This window comes from Polynucleobacter sp. HIN6 (genome assembly GCF_030297575.1).
In the GTDB taxonomy this organism is placed as follows: domain Bacteria; phylum Pseudomonadota; class Gammaproteobacteria; order Burkholderiales; family Burkholderiaceae; genus Polynucleobacter.
In genome coordinates, this window is sequence record NZ_AP028137.1 from 1,688,392 (window position 1) to 1,705,426 (window position 17,035).

20 protein-coding genes and 1 tRNA gene are annotated in these 17,035 nt (G+C 46.9%); 14 read left to right on the forward strand and 7 right to left on the reverse strand.

Translation table 11 applies throughout. The features are described 5' to 3' along the window. The first annotated feature begins 8 nt into the window (after positions 1–8). The 8 genes from lptC to rapZ are packed head-to-tail and all read left to right on the forward strand — an operon-like array spanning position 9 to position 6,010. On the forward strand, positions 9–653 hold the full coding sequence (lptC, locus tag QUE66_RS08365; protein WP_286223580.1) for an LPS export ABC transporter periplasmic protein LptC: 645 nt from the start codon (positions 9–11) through the stop codon (positions 651–653). After that, on the forward strand, positions 650–1,186 hold the full coding sequence (locus tag QUE66_RS08370) for an LptA/OstA family protein (protein WP_286223581.1): 537 nt from the start codon (positions 650–652) through the stop codon (positions 1,184–1,186). Before lptC ends, QUE66_RS08370 begins: the two co-directional genes overlap by 4 nt. Before the next feature lies 1 nt (position 1,187). After that, on the forward strand, positions 1,188–1,940 hold the full coding sequence (gene lptB, locus QUE66_RS08375; RefSeq protein ID WP_286223582.1) for an LPS export ABC transporter ATP-binding protein: 753 nt from the start codon (positions 1,188–1,190) through the stop codon (positions 1,938–1,940). A 59-nt stretch (positions 1,941–1,999) separates the two neighbouring features. Then, positions 2,000–3,319, forward strand: coding sequence for an RNA polymerase factor sigma-54 (gene rpoN / locus QUE66_RS08380; protein WP_286223583.1), 1,320 nt, complete (start codon positions 2,000–2,002; stop codon positions 3,317–3,319). 15 nt (positions 3,320–3,334) lie between these two features. Then, positions 3,335–3,664, forward strand: a complete 330-nt coding sequence (gene hpf / locus QUE66_RS08385) for a ribosome hibernation-promoting factor, HPF/YfiA family (protein WP_286223584.1) — start codon at positions 3,335–3,337, stop codon at positions 3,662–3,664. Between the two features lie 27 nt (positions 3,665–3,691). Continuing rightward, positions 3,692–4,153 (forward strand): PTS sugar transporter subunit IIA, encoded by a 462-nt coding sequence (locus tag QUE66_RS08390; protein WP_286223585.1) that lies wholly within the window; start codon positions 3,692–3,694, stop codon positions 4,151–4,153. Then, positions 4,150–5,136 (forward strand): HPr(Ser) kinase/phosphatase, encoded by a 987-nt coding sequence (gene hprK, locus QUE66_RS08395; RefSeq protein ID WP_108509129.1) that lies wholly within the window; start codon positions 4,150–4,152, stop codon positions 5,134–5,136. Before QUE66_RS08390 ends, hprK begins: the two co-directional genes overlap by 4 nt. 1 nt (position 5,137) lies before the next feature. Then, entirely contained in the window at positions 5,138–6,010 is an 873-nt protein-coding gene (rapZ, locus tag QUE66_RS08400) for an RNase adapter RapZ (protein ID WP_286223586.1), read from the forward strand. On the opposite strand, the gene mutY is transcribed toward rapZ, so the two are convergent. Then, positions 5,971–7,086, reverse strand: coding sequence for an A/G-specific adenine glycosylase (gene mutY, locus QUE66_RS08405; protein WP_286223587.1), 1,116 nt, complete (start codon positions 7,084–7,086; stop codon positions 5,971–5,973). The genes rapZ and mutY overlap by 40 nt on opposite strands. A gap of 2 nt (positions 7,087–7,088) precedes the next feature. After that, positions 7,089–7,925, reverse strand: a complete 837-nt coding sequence (mutM, locus tag QUE66_RS08410; RefSeq protein ID WP_286223588.1) for a bifunctional DNA-formamidopyrimidine glycosylase/DNA-(apurinic or apyrimidinic site) lyase — start codon at positions 7,923–7,925, stop codon at positions 7,089–7,091. Positions 7,926–8,050: 125 nt separating this feature from the next. Here mutM and QUE66_RS08415 point away from each other — a divergent pair, with 125 nt between their 5' ends. From QUE66_RS08415 to pth, 6 genes are all read left to right on the forward strand, one after another. Further along, complete coding sequence (locus QUE66_RS08415) at positions 8,051–9,460, forward strand: lipoprotein insertase outer membrane protein LolB (protein ID WP_286223589.1); 1,410 nt, start codon at positions 8,051–8,053, stop codon at positions 9,458–9,460. Next, the gene (ispE, locus tag QUE66_RS08420) at positions 9,453–10,331 is read left to right on the forward strand and encodes a 4-(cytidine 5'-diphospho)-2-C-methyl-D-erythritol kinase (protein WP_286223590.1); all 879 of its coding nucleotides are present in this window, start codon (positions 9,453–9,455) and stop codon (positions 10,329–10,331) included. Before QUE66_RS08415 ends, ispE begins: the two co-directional genes overlap by 8 nt. A gap of 6 nt (positions 10,332–10,337) precedes the next feature. Next, positions 10,338–10,414 (forward strand) — tRNA-Gln (locus QUE66_RS08425). A 34-nt stretch (positions 10,415–10,448) separates the two neighbouring features. Then, positions 10,449–11,402 carry a ribose-phosphate pyrophosphokinase gene (locus tag QUE66_RS08430; RefSeq protein WP_286223591.1) on the forward strand — a complete coding sequence of 318 codons (954 nt, stop codon included), beginning with the start codon at positions 10,449–10,451 and terminating at the stop codon, positions 11,400–11,402. Between the two features lie 104 nt (positions 11,403–11,506). Beyond that, positions 11,507–12,154, forward strand: coding sequence for a 50S ribosomal protein L25/general stress protein Ctc (locus QUE66_RS08435; RefSeq protein WP_286223592.1), 648 nt, complete (start codon positions 11,507–11,509; stop codon positions 12,152–12,154). A gap of 99 nt (positions 12,155–12,253) precedes the next feature. After that, positions 12,254–12,844, forward strand: coding sequence for an aminoacyl-tRNA hydrolase (gene pth, locus QUE66_RS08440; protein WP_286223593.1), 591 nt, complete (start codon positions 12,254–12,256; stop codon positions 12,842–12,844). 5 nt (positions 12,845–12,849) lie between these two features. On the opposite strand, the gene QUE66_RS08445 is transcribed toward pth, so the two are convergent. The 5 genes from QUE66_RS08445 to QUE66_RS08465 are packed head-to-tail and all read right to left on the reverse strand — an operon-like array spanning position 12,850 to position 17,030. Further along, a complete protein-coding gene (locus tag QUE66_RS08445; RefSeq protein WP_286223594.1) occupies positions 12,850–13,110 on the reverse strand; it encodes a YfhL family 4Fe-4S dicluster ferredoxin in 261 nt (86 codons plus the stop codon). 32 nt (positions 13,111–13,142) lie between these two features. After that, positions 13,143–13,634, reverse strand: coding sequence for a pantetheine-phosphate adenylyltransferase (gene coaD / locus QUE66_RS08450; RefSeq protein WP_286223595.1), 492 nt, complete (start codon positions 13,632–13,634; stop codon positions 13,143–13,145). 34 nt (positions 13,635–13,668) lie between these two features. Further along, the gene (gene rsmD, locus QUE66_RS08455; RefSeq protein WP_286223596.1) at positions 13,669–14,259 is read right to left on the reverse strand and encodes a 16S rRNA (guanine(966)-N(2))-methyltransferase RsmD; all 591 of its coding nucleotides are present in this window, start codon (positions 14,257–14,259) and stop codon (positions 13,669–13,671) included. Next, positions 14,260–15,600 carry a M16 family metallopeptidase gene (locus tag QUE66_RS08460; RefSeq protein WP_286223597.1) on the reverse strand — a complete coding sequence of 447 codons (1,341 nt, stop codon included), beginning with the start codon at positions 15,598–15,600 and terminating at the stop codon, positions 14,260–14,262. 11 nt (positions 15,601–15,611) lie between these two features. Then, positions 15,612–17,030, reverse strand: a complete 1,419-nt coding sequence (locus QUE66_RS08465; RefSeq protein WP_286223598.1) for a M16 family metallopeptidase — start codon at positions 17,028–17,030, stop codon at positions 15,612–15,614. Positions 17,031–17,035: the final 5 nt, after the last annotated feature.

Sequence of the window (17,035 nt, forward strand, 5' to 3'; positions counted from 1 at the left end):
AACTCTTCATGAGACTTTCTCGGCACATTATTTATTTATGGATCGTACGCGGTTTATTACGTGTCCTACCCTTTTTGTTAATGGGCTCGCTAACTTTGGCCACCTTCTGGCTAGTCAAGCGCAGTACACCGCCTGAGTCGCTTGCACTGGCACGCGTGCCACAACACGTACCGGATTACATTCTCAAAAATGCAACTCTATCCAATCTCGATGAGCAAGGACAAACAAAATACCGTGTTTTGGGAAGAAAACTAATTCACTATGAAGATGATGCATCGATCGATCTAGAGCGTCCGCGGATTCGTATCTTTCAAGATCAGGGCGCACCCGTTACAGTACGGGCCGAGCGTGGTCATATTGATGGTGATTTAACGATCTTGGATCTGTATGAGAATGGTGAAATTTTTCGTCCGGCTCAAGAGGCTTTGGGGGATCGTAAGGCTGCGCCCCAATTACTGGCCCGCTCAAGTTACTTCCAAGTTTTAATTAATGATGATATTGTGCGTACCGATAAACCATTAGAGCTTCAACAGGGAATGTCGATCATGAATTCAAGTGGTGGTGGAACGTTTAATAACGTCGATCACAGCGCAAGCCTTAAAGGGCAAGTACGTGGTCGAATCGAGCCAGCTGAGCAAAAGGGTCGTAATTGAGAACCCTGATTTTTATCCTGGCTCTTAGTGCGCTCTCTCTGTCTGCCAATGCCAATCAGGCTGATCGAGACAAGCCACTCATTATTAATGCCGATCAAGTTGATCTTGATGATCTAAAGCAAAAATACACTCTAACCGGTGATGTTCTTTTAGTACGCGGCAGCATGGTCGGCACGGGTGAGCGCGGCTTTGTCCTAGTCACCCCAGAGGGCTATCAAATGATTGACCTAAACGGAAAGTCTAATTTACCAGCCTCAATGCGCCAACGTCGCGAAACCCTGCAAGATGAGTTTATGCAAGGGATCGCCAAAGATATTCTTTATGATGATCAGAAGGAAAGGCTTTTGTTGGTCGGTAATGCCACCGTCAAGCGCCTACTCAATATGCAAATGCTCGATCAACTCCAAGGTTGGCAGATCGAATATGAAGATGTTAAAGAGAGTTATCAAATCAAGCCACAAAAGTTAGATTTAAATCGTCCCCCGCAATCAAGGGCAATCTTGGCCCCCAGAAAAAAAGTGCTTGTTCAATAAGATGACCTCGGCTTCTCCCTCCGTTCTTCAAGCGACATCGCTGCAAAAGCGGTATGGCTCTCGCACAGTTGTACGTGATGTCAGTATTGAGGTCGCAAGCGGTGAGGTCGTTGGCTTATTGGGACCTAATGGTGCTGGCAAAACAACCTCGTTTTACATGATTGTTGGCTTGGTCCCGCTCGATGGTGGGGATATTCGCTTAAATCAAAAGAAAATTAGCCATCTTCCGATTCACCAGCGTGCTCGAATGGGACTATCTTATTTACCCCAAGAGGCTTCTGTTTTTCGTAAATTGAATGTGGCGGAAAATATACAAGCCGTATTAGAGCTTCAAGAAACGAATGGCAAACCATTAAGCAAAAAGCAAATTCAGGCTCGTTTAGATGAGCTACTTGGCGAATTACAAATTAGTCACTTGCGCAATAATCCAGCCCTTTCCCTGTCAGGGGGGGAGCGGCGGCGAGTTGAAATTGCGAGGGCACTTGCCTCTTCACCTAAATTTATCCTGCTCGATGAGCCGTTTGCAGGTGTTGATCCTATTGCTGTAGGCGAAATCCAACGGATTGTGCGTTTTCTAAGGGACCGCCAAATTGGGGTTCTGATCACCGATCACAATGTGCGCGAGACTCTCGGCATTTGCGACCACGCTTACATTATTAGCGAGGGAAGCGTTCTCGCCGCTGGTAAGCCTGATGAAATTATTCAAAATGATGCGGTTCGAAGGGTTTATTTGGGAGAAAACTTCCGCATGTAGTGCACCAATTTGGTGAATTTTTGCGATTGGCGACCGTGAAGCCTTCCTAGAATGGATTCATGCGCTTTTCGATTAGCCCCCGCCTAGGCCAACAAGCCAGCCTCAGCCCACAACTTCAACAAGCTGTGAGGCTCTTAATGCTCTCGAATCTCGAACTTGAGCAAGAGCTTGAAAAAGCCGCTCTCGATAATCCAATCATCGAATTTGAACCTGGCGCGGCTCATCACTCCACGCGTAGTGAGGGTGATGGACTTGAACAAATACCGAATCAAATCTCGCTTCAAACTGCCCTCGCTGAACAAATTCGGGTAATGAATATCAACCCGAGACTTAAAGCGGCAGTTCACTACTTGGCAGCATGTCTCGATGAGCGCGGCTTTCTAACTGAAAGCCTTGAAATCATCACCCTTGAAATCGCTGAACGTTTTCAGGAGCAGTACACCCTCGCTGAATTACAAATAGCATTAGGCCACTTACAGCAATTAGAGCCTATTGGTGTTGGCGCACGCGATCTGAGTGAATGTCTGTGTATCCAACTTCAAGAAGAGTTTAATCAACCCACCATACGATCTGAAGAAAGAGTCGTTCTTTCACTCGCCCTACAAATTTGTAAATCCCACTTAAGTAAGGTGGCAAATCGAGAGTATGCAAAGTTAAAGGTTCTTTTGGGCAAATCTGAAGGCAGTATTGAGGCGGCAATTCGGAAAATTAAAACGCTTAACTATCATCCGGCAGCCAATTATGACCATGGCACTGATCACTTGGTGACCCCAGATATTGTCGTTTACAAAAAGCGCAACCTATGGCTTGCTAAACGTAATGAGGAAGCCGTTCCAAAGGTCTCATTAAATCAAGAATATATCAACATCATCTCTGAACACCGTGACCATGCCGATATTGGTGCAATGCGCCAAAAAATGACAGAAGCAAAATGGTTATTAAAAAATATTCAACAACGGGAAGAAACCATACTGCGCGTGGCTTCTGAGGTCGTTGCACGGCAACAATCCTTCTTTGAGTCTGGGGATATTGCACTCCGCCCATTGGTTTTACGAGAAATCGCTGATAACCTAGAGTTGCATGAATCTACTGTATCTCGTGTAACGAAGCAAAAGTACTTAAGTTGCCCCTTGGGTTTATTTGAACTAAAACATTTCTTTAGTCATTCCATTACCTCAGAGCAAGGTGATCGAGTCTCCACAACCGCGGTTCATGAAATTATTCGTCGTATCGTGGCCAATGAGTCTCCTGGTAAACCAATCTCTGATCACTCGATTGCAATGATTTTAGAAAACCAAGGGTATGCGGTTGCTCGGCGCACAGTAGCGAAGTATCGGGACTCACTGCGCATCCCAGCCATGCATTTGCGTAGGCATTAATCATGGAGGTTTGTAATGAATTTACGCATCAACAGCCGTCATCTCGAAGTTACTCCAGGCATTCGTGATCACTTAGAAAATCGTCTAGAACGAATTCGTAAGCATTTTGATCATGTGATTGATGCCTCTGCATTTCTCATGATTGATAAAGCAAAAGAAAAAGGATTAAGACAAACGGCTGAATTGACTCTTCATCTCAAGGGAAAGGAGTTATTTGCTCAGGCGCATCACGAAGATTTGTATCACGCAATGGATGCCGTCATCGATAAACTCGACCGACAAGTTATCAAGCATAAAGAGCGAATCCAAGATCACCATCACGATAAACATCAGCTGCAAAATTAAGTGTATTGACCCCTATAATCAGGGGTCATGAATGTTCTTAGTCGCCTATTTACTACTGACAGCATTAATTTGAATGCACAAGCGTCTAACAAGGCGCAGGCATTCGAAAATGCTGGTCAGTATTTTGCGACCAAACTTCAAATTCCGTGCGAGACTGTCTTAAGTTTCCTAAATGCCCGGGAAGCTCTGGGTTCAACTGGTCTTGGATTCGGTGTAGCCATACCTCATGGACGAATTAAAGGCTTACAAGAGCCATGTGCGGCTCTTTTTAAGCTCCAAACCCCAATTGAGTTTGGGGCCCCAGACGGCAAACCCGTTTCACTCCTCCTTTTTCTATTGGTTCCAGAAAAGGCAACCCAGGAACATCTTGAAATCCTAGCGGTCATTGCTCAGCTACTCACCAACCCCCAAACCCTTGACCAGTTGCAAAATGAGACTGATCCTGAGAAAGTTAGGGACTTGATTTGCCACTGGGAGGCTTTGCAATGAGCCAGCAACTTTTACTGGAAGACGTCACAGCCCAACAGATCTTCGATGAAAATATTGGGGATTTAAAGCTGTCTTGGATCAGCGGCCTCGAGGGCGCTGACCGAAAATTCAACGCTGATGCCGTCAAGTCTGCGGCCGCCTCCTCTGATTTGGTTGGGCATTTAAATATGATTCATCCAAGCCGAATTCAGATATTCGGGAATCAAGAGATTGACTATCACGCCAAACTACCAAGCGCTGAACGTCAAACCCAAATTTCCTCTCTGATCGCGAGTAAGCCGCCCTGCATTATTGTGGCCGACGGTTGCAAAGCAGATGAAGAATTACAACTCTATTGCCAACGTTCCTCCACTCCCCTCTTTGCGACCAATACTTCTGCTGCAGAGGTCATTGATCACCTGCGGTTTTACTTAACCAAGATTGGGGCACCTTGCATTACGATGCACGGCGTTTTTATGGACATCTTAGGTCTTGGCGTCTTAATCACTGGTGAATCCGGCTTAGGCAAGAGCGAGCTCGGTCTCGAACTAATTTCTCGTGGTCATGGTTTAGTAGCCGATGATGCAGTTGACTTTACACGACTCGGGCCAGACTACATTGAAGGTCGCTGTCCTGAGATTTTGCGCGATCTTCTCGAAGTTCGTGGTTTAGGTTTACTGGATATTCGGACGATCTTTGGTGAAACCGCGGTTCGACGGAAGTTGAAACTCCGCTTAATTGTGCAGCTGGTTCGTCGCAATGATGGTGAGTTCGAACGCTTGCCGATTGAATCCCAGTTTGTCGAGGTTCTTGATATCCCAATTCGCACCGTGAAAATTCAGGTGGCTGCTGGACGAAACTTAGCAGTTCTCGTTGAGGCTGCTGTTCGTAACACCATTTTGCAACTGAGAGGCATTGATACTCTCAAAGATTTTATTGAGCGTCAACGCAATCAAATGAATCTCGATAGCGAACATAATAAATCCCAAGGCCGTCTCCTGTAAGATGCGCATCCAACTCATTACTGGCATCTCTGGTTCAGGAAAATCAGTAGCATTACGTGCGTTTGAAGATGCTGGCTACGATTGCGTTGATAACTTACCAGTGTCTTTAATTGAGCAATTGGTAAAGACCATGGAGGGCGAACAACGTCAGCATATTGCAATTGCAGTTGATGCTAGACGCGGTGAATCGATCTCTCAATTACCTGCGCTTCTGGAAAAGCTACGCCACAAGCATCAGGTTGATGTGTTGTTTCTAAACGCGGACACCAATACCTTGGTCCAGCGCTTCTCAGAAACGCGCCGCCGTCATCCACTCTCCCACCCAACGCAATCGACCACCTTAATTGATGCGATTGAGAGGGAACGAGAATTACTCGCTCCTTTAGCAAGCGAAGCTCAACAAATTGATACTGGGCACATTCCTGCCCACACACTACGGCACTGGATCTCCGATCAATTAAAAGAGCGGCCCATTGGGCTAGCGTTGATATTCGAGTCCTTCGCATTCAAAGGTGGCGTACCCAGTGAGGCAGATATTGTGTTTGATGTTCGCTGCCTCCCAAACCCACATTACGAAGCGCCCCTACGAGATCAAACTGGCTTAGATCAAGCGGTGGCGGACTATTTGTGTCAGTTTCCTGAGGTCACACAAATGCTCACTGATATTGCGACACATATCGAAAAATGGTTGCCACACTATTTAAAAGATGGTCGCAGCTATCTCACGGTAGCGATTGGTTGCACAGGCGGTCAACACCGATCGGTTTACCTCGTACATCAATTGAATCAATTATTCTCTCAGGCAGCCATCAAAGATGTATATGTCTTAGAACGTCATCGAGAACTCGATTCCAAGAAGACCCGGATTGGCTGAGGCAGGCCGTATTCTTTTAATCGTCTTGTGCAAATCCAATCGAGCGTAGCGCTTAAGTGCGACCATTTCCGCTTGAGATGAATGATCCATGGTTGCATTCGTAGCCGTCGATGACTAAATACATGCTCGATTACATGGGCTTTTTCAACTGAGGCAATCGACCCTAAATCGCTTTTTGATAAAAGCTTTGAAAGAACAGTTTGATTTAGTAAGCTCGTGACGTCACTTGGTTTTGAACGATTTATTTTCGGTTCGATCGGCTCCCATGGGGTTTCGATTAAGGAATAGAGTCCGCCCCAAATCGCTTTTGGAGCTCGCCTCTCAAGCAATATCTCATCCTGATAACGAATCAAAAAGATATTTGTTGTAAATGTTGGCGATTCTTTTTTCTTCTTTTTCGCTGGAATAAGGTCGACCTGACCAAGCTCATACGCTTTGCACTCACTCTTCATTGGGCACATCTGATCCTGACTTTGGCATTTAGCAGCCTTCGGGGTGCACCAGGTAGCCCCAAAATCCATTAGTGCTTGTGTGTAAATAGGCATTTGAGACTTTGACTTGGGAAGAAGCGCTGTTGCATGTTCCCACAGTAATTGCACTGTCTCATGGCTTTGTTGATCGCCAGTAACACCAAAAAATCGGCTGATGACCCGCTTCACGTTGGCATCTAGGATTGGGGCGCGCTCCTCGAATGCAAAGGCAGCAATTGCGCCTGCTGTCGATCGGCCAATGCCGGGCAGTTGCTCAAGTTCTTTTGCCGTTCTGGGGAACTGGCCCGCATACTTTGCCATGATCTCTTGGGAACAACGATGGAGATTACGTGCGCGCGAGTAATACCCCAATCCGCTCCACAGAGCCATAACCGCATCAAGATCTGCGCTGGCTAACGCTTTGACGGTTGGAAGTTGACGCATAAATTGTGGATAGCGCTGCATCACAGTGCTAACCTGGGTCTGCTGTAACATGATCTCCGATACCCAAACTGCATATGGATCTTGATGACCTTGCCAGGGCAGGCCTTGACGACCATAATGCTTTGACCAACGAATTAAAGCCTGGGAAAAATGAAATCCCATACCTATCGTTTCTGACAGTAAGGGCAATAATAGGTCGAGCGCTGACCCTGGGTGATTTGCCGAATCGGTGTTTTGCAGACTCGACAGGGTTCATTTGCGCGATCATAGACTTTGGTTTGCATCATGAAGTAACCTGGATCACCATGCGCATCCACAAAATCACGCAAACTGCTCCCGCCGGCTGCAATCGCTCTTTTTAAAATGGTTCGTACCGCCTCGGCCAATCGCTCACACTGAGCTTTACTTAATTTGCCAGCGGGTAAGCCTGGATGAATACCGGCCTCAAACAAGGATTCAGAACAATAGATGTTGCCAACACCAACCACCGCTTGCCCGGCTAATAAAAATGCCTTTACCGAAATCGTTCGCTTTCGGGAACACTGGTACAAACGTGTTGCGCCCAACTGCCCCGCAAACTCCTCGGCGAGAGGCTCTGGCCCTAATTTTTGAATTAAAGGATGTTCTAACACGTCGCCCTTGGTGAATGGATGCCACAAGACGGCGCCAAATTTTCGGGGGTCATGAAGTCGCAAACTCAGATCATCAAAATGAATTGAGACTCGATCGTGTGGCTTTAGGGGGTCTTTATGGGGTAGAACGCGCAATACCCCAGTCATGCCTAAATGAATAATCAAGTAGCCATCGGTCATTTTGAGTAATAAATACTTCCCTCGGCGCTCGATCGTATTGAGTCGTTGCCCCTTCAGAATTTTTGGCAAGCCCCTGGGAACAGGCCAACGCAGTCGTCCATCAATCACATCGACATGCGTGATCTGGCGCCCTTCTAGATGGGGTTTAATCCCCAAACGCGTGACTTCAACCTCTGGTAGTTCTGGCATCGGTACATTGTAGATTCGGGGATTAGAATGTGCTGATGGGCTATCAATTGACTTTTATTTTGGCAAATTCTTATCTAAAGCGTGCATTGCTTTGGGCTATTTGCTGCTGCTCTTTTGGCCTCCTAGTGCCTGCCTCAGCTCAGACCAAAGGAGCTACCAGCGAGCAAGTCTTTGAAATACTTGCTTCTGAAATTGCCCTACAACGCGGTGAAGCTGGGTTGGCCTATCAAACCTATTTGAGTCTGGCACGACAAACCGGGGATCCTGCTTTAGCTCAACGTGCAATGGAAATCGCGATTGCCGCAAACGCAGCAGATCTCGCCTTAATCGCCGCACAAACTTGGGATGAGCTATCACCACCTGGTCAAAGTAAGCCCAAGGAAGTGTTGGTCACCCTACTCATGCTCAATCAACGCTGGTCTGATGCTGTTACACCAGCCATCGCCCTTCTTAAGGAACAAAATATCAGAGAGCGCGAGCAGATTTTGCTCCAGTGGCAAAGCCTATTGGGTCGGGCCCAAGATGAGGGGGCGGCTTTAAACGCCTATTACAAAATTGTTGCGGCCCTCGTTCCACCTCCATCCAATCCTCAAATTTTGTATACCTATGCTTTAGCAGCCGAGAAATCCGGTCAGTTTGAGGTGATGGAGAAAACCTTAAGATCTCTGATTGAACGCAATCCAAATGATATTCAGGCACTCAATGCACTCGGCTACTCCTTAGCCGACCGAAATGTCAAGCTGAAGGAGGCGTATGAACTAATTCTGAAAGCGCACAACCTTGATCCTAGAGATCCGTTTATTTTGGATAGTTTAGGCTGGGTTAACTTTCGTTTAGGGAACAATGAGCTTGCCTTAAAGCAGCTGCAAGACGCATTTCGTATCAAGCCTGAGGCTGATATTGCTGCCCATTTAGGTGAAGTCCTCTGGACGCTTAATCGACCCATTGAGGCAGAGGATGCTTGGCGACAAGGTGAATTAATCGATGCCAACAATGCTACTCTGCGCGAGACCTTAAAGCGTCTAAAACCATCTTGGGCGATCTCGATGGATGTAGTTGCTAGTCAGTGGGATGGTCGTTTTGCCGTTAAAGCAAGTGATCGACCCACCAACAATAATCAAGGTGGATCGGGTAGCTTTACCCTCACCAAAAATGGCTTAAGTGACACTTTAGAAATTCGGGGGCCGATGGGAGGTGCAATTGCCAAGATCACAATTAACCCAGGTGAGGCTATCCTAGAACGCGATGGCAAAAAAGTAAGTGCGATTGACGCCGATACCTTAATTCAAAATACCTTGGGCCTACCATTGCCTGCGCGTGGTTTATCCAATTGGCTAAATGGACAATTACGTGCTGGCAGCCCTGCTAAGCTCGAACGCGATAATCAAGGTCAAGTCAAACGGATCTTGCAAGACGGCTGGGATTTAGCCTATGTGTGGAGTGAGAGTAAGAAAATTGAGCGTCTTACCATGACTAGAAATACAAACACGGGCTCGATTGATGTACGCCTAATTTTTGATCAAGTGAATGAGTAATCGCCTCGAGCTCCTTGCTCCAGCCAAAATCAATTTGTTTCTTCATGTGACCGGTCGACGTCCAAACGGATATCACGAACTTCAATCCGTATTTCAATTGGTCGATTGGTGTGACCGCATTTCTTTAACTCGGCTCGAGCACAGCACAATTATTCGGCACGGCGGTAATCAAGAGATTTCCCCAGAGAATGATCTGGTTGTTCGGGCCGCTCAGTTATTGAAAAACCATACGAACTATCCATGCGGGATTGAAATTCATCTTGAGAAAAATATCCCTATAGGAGCAGGCTTAGGTGGCGGATCATCAGATGCAGCCACAGTATTAATTGGTTTGAACCATCTCTGGGGTCTTCATCTTCCCCCGGCCGAACTGAGTGAGCTAGGATTAAAGCTAGGTGCCGATGTGCCATTCTTTTTATTTGGTCAAAACGCATTTGTACAAGGCATCGGCGAGCAACTCGAATCCATTGATCTACCCGATCAAGACTTCTTAATCATTTTTCCAGGAGAGTCAATTGCTACCGAGACTGTGTTTCAATCCGATCAATTGACCCGAAACCATGCTCCGATTACAATAGCAGACTTCCTTGCAAACACTGGTGAAGTTGGTCAGTTTACAAACGACCTCCAACCAGTTGCTTGTGAGCTCTGCCCTGAAGTAAATCGAGCATTAAATTGGTTGGCGCAAACGCTCCCAGATGCTACTCGTAAGATGTCTGGATCGGGTAGTAGTGTGTTTGCCGTCCTTCCAGGATCGATCAATCGACGCGATCTGGAACAACGCTTGCTCAATCTTCCCTCAGGGTGGGTGGGTCGGCTTGTTCGGGGTCTAAAACAAAATCCCGCTTACAATTCGGTTTTATCAGTATGACGCAGTAGGGGAGTCGCCAAGTTGGTCAAGGCACCGGATTTTGATTCCGGCATGCGAGGGTTCGAGTCCTTCCTCCCCTGCCATTGTTATGATGGATAACCAAGACTAGCTAAGACCATGAACTCTGACGCGCTCACCATTTTTACTGGCAACGCCAATCCCACACTTGCACAGGCGGTTGCTAGCCAAATGCAGTTGCAGCTAGGAAAAGCCTTCGTTGGCCGCTTTTCTGATGGCGAAATCCAGGTTGAAATCCAAGAAAACGTGCGCGGCAAGAATGTCGTCGTAATCCAGTCGACCTGTGATCCGACCAACGATAACCTGATGGAACTCATGATCATGATTGATGCCCTCAAAAGGGCATCGGCCAACCGAATTACTGCGGTCATCCCCTACTTTGGTTATGCCCGTCAAGACCGCCGCCCCCGTTCTGCGCGGGTTGCGATTTCGGCCAGAATTGTGGCCAATATGCTGCAATCGGTTGCCGGCGTTGAACGCGTTCTGACGATGGATCTACATGCAGATCAAATCCAAGGATTTTTTGATATCCCGGTCGACAATATCTATGCCTCCCCCGTCCTCTTAGGGGACCTACGGGCAAAAAATCAGCCTGACCTGACCGTGGTCTCACCCGACATTGGCGGTGTAGTACGCGCCAGGGCTTTTGCCAAGCAATTAAGCTGTGATCTGGCCATTATTGATAAACGCAGACCAAAGCCCAATGTCTCAGAGGTGATGCATTTAATTGGTGAGGTAGAAAACCGCCACTGTGTCATCATGGATGACATTATTGATACGGGTGGCACTCTGTGTAAGGCAGCCGAGGTTCTTAAGGAACGGGGTGCCAAAAGCGTGACAGCCTATTGCACCCACCCGGTTCTATCTGGAGGTGCAGCTGCCCGCATTGCAGGATCTGAAATTGATGAGTTAGTGGTTACTGACACGATTCCATTGAAACAAGATACAAAATCAGTCAATAAAATCAGGCAGTTAAGTGTTGCTCCACTACTAGCGGAGACGATCTCGCGGATTACCAAAGGCGACTCAGTTATGTCACTTTTTGCCGAATAGCTTCCTAAGCAACTGATTTCTACCGAATTTTTACTCTTTCAAGCTATAATTTAAGGCTTTCCGTTTGGTCGCGGACGGAAATTAACCCTTAATTTGGAGTCATCATGAAAGTTGTTGCATTTGAACGAAGCGTACAGGGCACTGGTGCGAGCCGCCGCCTGCGCAATTCTGGGAAAACCCCCGGAATTATCTATGGCGGAAAGCAAGAATCTCCCTGCGCAATCGAGTTAGACCACAATGCTTTATTCCATGCTTTGCGGAAAGAAGCTTTCCATTCATCCATTTTGGATATCGAATTAAACGGTAAATCACAAAAGGCCTTATTGCGTGATTACCAGATGCATCCATTTAAACCATTGGTGTTGCACGTTGACTTCCAGCGTGTATCTGCCAGTGAAAAAATTCATATGCGCGTTCCTCTGCACTTTAAGGGTGCCGAAGAATCAGAAGCAGTGAAGTTTGGTGGAGCGGTTGTTAGCCACGTCGCCAATGAAATCGAAATCACTTGCTTGCCCGGTGACCTTCCTGAGTTCTTAGAGGTGGATCTGAGCAAAATCGTGGTTGGTCAATCGATTCATGCCAAAGACGTTGCGCTACCCAAAGGCGTTAGCCTAGTTCTTCATGTCGAGCAAGAAAACCCTGTGATCGCAAACGCTCGCGTTCCAGCGGTTAAAGCGGAACCCGAACCAGGCGCTGAGGCTGCACCAGCCGCTGAGGCTGCACCAGCCGCTGACAAAGAAGCGAAGAGCTAAATCGTTTCACTCTCATAGAAACCCGCTTGATGCGGGTTTTTTATTGCCCAATTGAAGTCGTTTATAGTTGGATCACTTAGCCTCAATCGACTGATAAAAATGATTCGTTTAATTGTTGGACTCGGAAATCCTGGATCAAAGCATGAGGCCGACCGTCACAATGCAGGGTTTTGGTTTGTCGATCGTCTTGCTGCTCAACATAAACAATTTCTTCAGCCTGAAAAGCGATTTAATGGTCGAATCGCAAAAATCCAAATCAAAGGTCATGATATTTACTTATTGGAACCAGATACCTATATGAATCTCAGTGGGGAAGCCGTTGGCCCCCTGTGTCGCTTTCATAAGATCGAGGTAAGTGAAGTGCTGGTAGTCCATGACGAACTGGACCTCAAAGCCGGCACGGCGCGTCTAAAAAAAGGCGGGGGCAATGGCGGTCACAATGGCCTAAAAGATATCCAACAGCATTTATCAAGCCCCGAATTCTGGCGACTCCGTTTTGGAATTGGTCACCCACGCGACCTACCTGGCAATCTAGCAAAAATGGATGTAGCCGATTATGTACTAAAGAAACCGAGCTCGGATGAGCAAGAGAAATTAGATGCGGCCATCACAAAAGCAATTGGCATTTTGCCCCTGGTTCTTGAAGGCAATACACAAGATGCCATGCAAATCCTGCACAGCGCAAATTAAATCATTTAATTGGTCTGCTTGAGAGCACTCAAGACTTTATATTTTTCAAGTAACTGCTCTTGGGTTTCAGAATAAGCGGGATTGAGCGGAATACAATCGACCGGGCAGACCTGACGGCATTGAGGAGCGTCAAAATGCCCCACGCACTCGGTGCATTTATTGGGATCGATCTCATAGATCTCAATCCCCATATAAATCGCATCGTTTGGGCATTCTGGCTCACAGACATCACAATTGATACACTCGTCTGTAATCATTAACGCCATATTGATATCCCTAAAAGAATGATCAGAATAGCTTAAGTGGATTTAATTTGGGCGTTCTTCTTTTGTAACCATTTTTCCACTGAGGGAAAAACAAACTTACTCACATCGCCGCCCATGAGCGCAATTTCTCGGACAAAGGTACCAGAAATAAATTGATATTGATCTGATGGGGTCAAAAATAAAGTCTCCACATCTGGCAGTAGGTACCGATTCATACCAGCCATCTGAAACTCATACTCAAAATCTGAAACGGCACGCAAACCCCGTACGATCACTCGAGCAGAATGCTCTCGAGCAAAGTCTTTCAGTAATCCAGAAAATCCTGCGATTTCAACATTCGGGTAGTGACTCAACACCTCTTTGGCGATTTCAATCCGTTCATCAAGTGTAAAAATAGGACGCTTATTTTTACTATCAGCCACTCCGACAATCAGCTTGGTAAAAATACTTGAAGCACGCCGAACCAAATCTTCATGACCACGGGTAAATGGGTCAAAGGTTCCTGGATAGACAGCAATGGTCATAAAGACCCCCTTATTTATATGGATAAACAGGAGTTTAGCTCGAACTGCGGCGAAACAATACGGCTTTGACTTGGGCTGTTTCCATCGACTTAACAAGAGTCCAATTGGGCAGTACCCTTTCCAATCGACTTAGATCAAAGGGATTGGGGCATTCAATATAGATTCCGCCCTGCCCTTGATCGTGACACACGCGACCGGCCTCTTGTGCTGCGCGAACGAGTAAGTCGGGTTGACTAAATGGAGGATCCAGAAAAATCAGCTGGGCCGACTGATCATCAGCACGCTGTAAATAAGAAATTCCATCCCCATGAAGGATTTTTACTTCCCCGCGAATTGGATAAGAATTGAGGAGCTGATGCTGGGTCAGAAGCTGGTGATAGATTCGTTTATCTTTCTCGATGAATATGACCTCATCGGCTGATCGGGAGGCGGCCTCAAAACCAAGTGCTCCAGAACCAGCAAACACATCAATTGCTTTTAAGCCACCGAGGTCTGAGCCTATCCAATTAAAAAGCGTTTCACGAACCCGATCAGAGCTAGGACGCAAATCCTGTTGATCCAAAACCTGAATCTGCCGGCTGCGCCACACACCACCAATAATCCGAATTCGGTGGCTTTGTGCCAATTAGGGTGTGCCTCCAACAAGAACACTGATCATTCTACGCATATCCAGGTGTCGTTTAAACGCATTGCGCACATCATCTTTTTTGACCGCTGCAACTTGTTGTGTCCACACATCGAGAGTATTGAGTGGTAACTGATTCCAAGTAATTGCTGAGAGGTTATCAAGCAATTTACGATTGCTATCGAGTCGCAATGGATAGCCATTGATTAAGTTTGCCTTAGCAGCAGCCAATTCTGCATCGCTTGGGCCATCTTCAATAAAGCGTGCAATCGTCTCTTGCAATACATTGAGAGCTTGATCTGCTTGGTCATTACGGGTTTGTAAGCCCGCTTCAAAAGTTCCGGTATCGCGCCCCGGCTGAAAGTAACTAAATACGCTATACGCAAATCCACGCTTATCTCGAACCTCACCAACCAAGCGCGATACAAAGCCCCCGCCACCCAAAATATAGTTTCCGACAAGCAAAGGGAAGTAGTCAGGATTGTCACGAGTGATGGCGGTCATACCCATTGCAATATGAGTTTGCTGTGTTTGAAATGGAATTCGGATCAAACGTTTGGATTCTGGCTCTATTGGTGAGCGCTCTAAAGGTGGCAATGCAGGAATCACTGGTCCCTTAGCGGGTAATGCTGTAATAATTTGTTCGGCGATTTGCTTTGCTCTGGCTGGATCGACATTGCCCACAATATTCACAATGACTCGGTCTTGGCGATAGAAATCCTGATGGAATCGCTTTAGGTCACCCTCCTTAATTGCTGCAATTGATTCAATATTAGGGGATCGTGCCAACGGATAGTTTCCGAATACCTCTTGACGAAACCGTTTTTGCAGAACGACTTCTGGCTTGGTATCGCCCTCCTGAATCGCGGCACTAACGCGCTGCTTCTCACGCATCAAAATCGATGCATCAAAAATAGGTTTCGATACACTAGCTACTAGAAGTTGCAGGAGTGGATCAAAAATATCGGGTTTACTCAGTGATCGAGCGCGCACGATGGCTCTCTCACCTGAAGCGGACGCACTAATAGTAGCTCCCAACTCAGCAATTGCATCTGCCTGTTGGGCCTCATTCAAAATGCCGCCCTGCCACTGAATGCCGCGGGTCAGCAGCGCAGCGGTCAAGGATGCCAGACCACTTTGATCTTTCGGGTCGTAGCGACTTCCTGCATCAATACTAATTTCAATATCGACCATTGGTATGGCGTTCGTTTGAATCAAATAGGCTTTTGTACCATTGCTTAAGGGAATCGCTTGGATTGGCAATACTGCCTGGGCATGAGCTGCGATAAACGTCGCAATTAAGACAATTAGCCCCTTAATAAGATGATGATTACGCTGCATTGTGTTCCCTTTTAATGACGCAAACTACCTGACATTCCACGCGGCTTCGCAAGCATTGAACGTGGCTGGGGATCTAAAGTCACAATGGTTAAACCATCGCTGACAAAATACGTATTAATTGCACGTTGGATTTGATCCGATTGAATCAACTGAATTCGCTCAATGATGCGATCTAAGTCACGCCAAGAGACATTCGCCATCTCTGAACTACCAATCTCCATGGCTTGAGCAAAAATTGAATCGCGTTTATATATTTGTGAAGCAAGCAATTGTGCTTTGATACGCTTTAACTCGGATTCAGTAACCCCCTGATTAGCAATGTCTCCTAAGGTCTTCATAATGCCTCTCTCAAGATCCTGCACTGTTTGACCTTTGGCGGCAGTTGCACCAATCACAAAAAGCTCTGGCCCACGGCTAATTAGTTCGTAACTTGCCCCGGTGCTATTAGCCAGTCTTTGATTACGAACTAACTCTCGATTTAACCTTGAGTTATCGTGCCCGCTCAAGACGGCAGATAAAACGAGTAAGGCATACGGATCCACCTCATCCATTTTTTTAGGATCTAGTTTAGGAACCTTCCACGCCATCATGATTTGCGGGCTCTCAGCAGGAGCCTTCAAAACAGCGCGCTTCTCGCCTTTTTGCTCAGGTTCGAGCTGAGGTTTGCGTTCAGGTAATTTTTTTGCTGATATAGGTCCGTAGTACTTTTCGACCAATGCTTTCACTGCCAATGGATTAACATCACCCGCCACCACAACCACGGCATTATTTGGTGCATACCAGTCGCGATACCACTGTCGCGCATCGGCAGGCTGCATATTTTCTAAGTCGTTCATCCAGCCGATAATAGGATGTCGGTACGGAGAGCTCATAAATGCGGTTGCCATCAATAGCTCACGCATCAAACTCGATGGATTATCTTCCGTACGTAAGCGTCGCTCTTCCATCACCACCTGAAGCTCTCGCCCAAACTCCTCATCGGAAAATTGCAAATTTGCCATTCGATCGGCTTCAAGCCGCATCACTTCGGCAAGCTTTGATTTCTCAATCTGCTGAAAATATCCGGTGAAATCACGGGCTGTAAAGGCGTTCTCACGTCCGCCCACGGCCGCCACCATCCGCGAGAATTCACCTGATTTGACCGTTTTCGTTCCCTTAAACATCATGTGCTCAAGCACATGGGCAACGCCGGTTTTGCCATTGACCTCATCCATGGATCCAGCCCGATACCAGACCATATGAACAACGGTCGGTGCACGATGATCCTGGCGAACGATCAGGCGCAAGCCATTCTTGAGTTGATACTCATGCGTATCGGACTGAGTCGCAAAAGCATTCCCTGAGACAGGCAAGCAAATAGCGGCCAAGGCAATCAATGCCGACCTGATGGCTCTCAATATTGGGTTGCTAAACTGGAATTTCGCTATCATGAATA

Bases quoted from the DNA above. Each gene is read 5' to 3' on its own strand.
- lptC (WP_286223580.1), top strand. From the start codon at position 9: ATGAGACTTTCTCGGCACATTATTTATTTATGGATCGTACGCGGTTTA.
- lptB (WP_286223582.1), top strand. From the start codon at position 1,188: ATGACCTCGGCTTCTCCCTCCGTTCTTCAAGCGACATCGCTGCAAAAG.
- rpoN (WP_286223583.1), top strand. From the start codon at position 2,000: ATGCGCTTTTCGATTAGCCCCCGCCTAGGCCAACAAGCCAGCCTCAGC.
- hpf (WP_286223584.1), top strand. From the start codon at position 3,335: ATGAATTTACGCATCAACAGCCGTCATCTCGAAGTTACTCCAGGCATT.
- QUE66_RS08390 (WP_286223585.1), top strand. From the start codon at position 3,692: ATGAATGTTCTTAGTCGCCTATTTACTACTGACAGCATTAATTTGAAT.
- hprK (WP_108509129.1), top strand. From the start codon at position 4,150: ATGAGCCAGCAACTTTTACTGGAAGACGTCACAGCCCAACAGATCTTC.
- rapZ (WP_286223586.1), top strand. From the start codon at position 5,138: ATGCGCATCCAACTCATTACTGGCATCTCTGGTTCAGGAAAATCAGTA.
- mutY (WP_286223587.1), bottom strand. From the start codon at position 7,086: ATGGGATTTCATTTTTCCCAGGCTTTAATTCGTTGGTCAAAGCATTAT.
- mutM (WP_286223588.1), bottom strand. From the start codon at position 7,925: ATGCCAGAACTACCAGAGGTTGAAGTCACGCGTTTGGGGATTAAACCC.
- ispE (WP_286223590.1), top strand. From the start codon at position 9,453: ATGAGTAATCGCCTCGAGCTCCTTGCTCCAGCCAAAATCAATTTGTTT.
- QUE66_RS08430 (WP_286223591.1), top strand. From the start codon at position 10,449: ATGAACTCTGACGCGCTCACCATTTTTACTGGCAACGCCAATCCCACA.
- QUE66_RS08435 (WP_286223592.1), top strand. From the start codon at position 11,507: ATGAAAGTTGTTGCATTTGAACGAAGCGTACAGGGCACTGGTGCGAGC.
- pth (WP_286223593.1), top strand. From the start codon at position 12,254: ATGATTCGTTTAATTGTTGGACTCGGAAATCCTGGATCAAAGCATGAG.
- QUE66_RS08445 (WP_286223594.1), bottom strand. From the start codon at position 13,110: ATGGCGTTAATGATTACAGACGAGTGTATCAATTGTGATGTCTGTGAG.
- coaD (WP_286223595.1), bottom strand. From the start codon at position 13,634: ATGACCATTGCTGTCTATCCAGGAACCTTTGACCCATTTACCCGTGGT.
- QUE66_RS08460 (WP_286223597.1), bottom strand. From the start codon at position 15,600: ATGCAGCGTAATCATCATCTTATTAAGGGGCTAATTGTCTTAATTGCG.
- QUE66_RS08465 (WP_286223598.1), bottom strand. From the start codon at position 17,030: ATGATAGCGAAATTCCAGTTTAGCAACCCAATATTGAGAGCCATCAGG.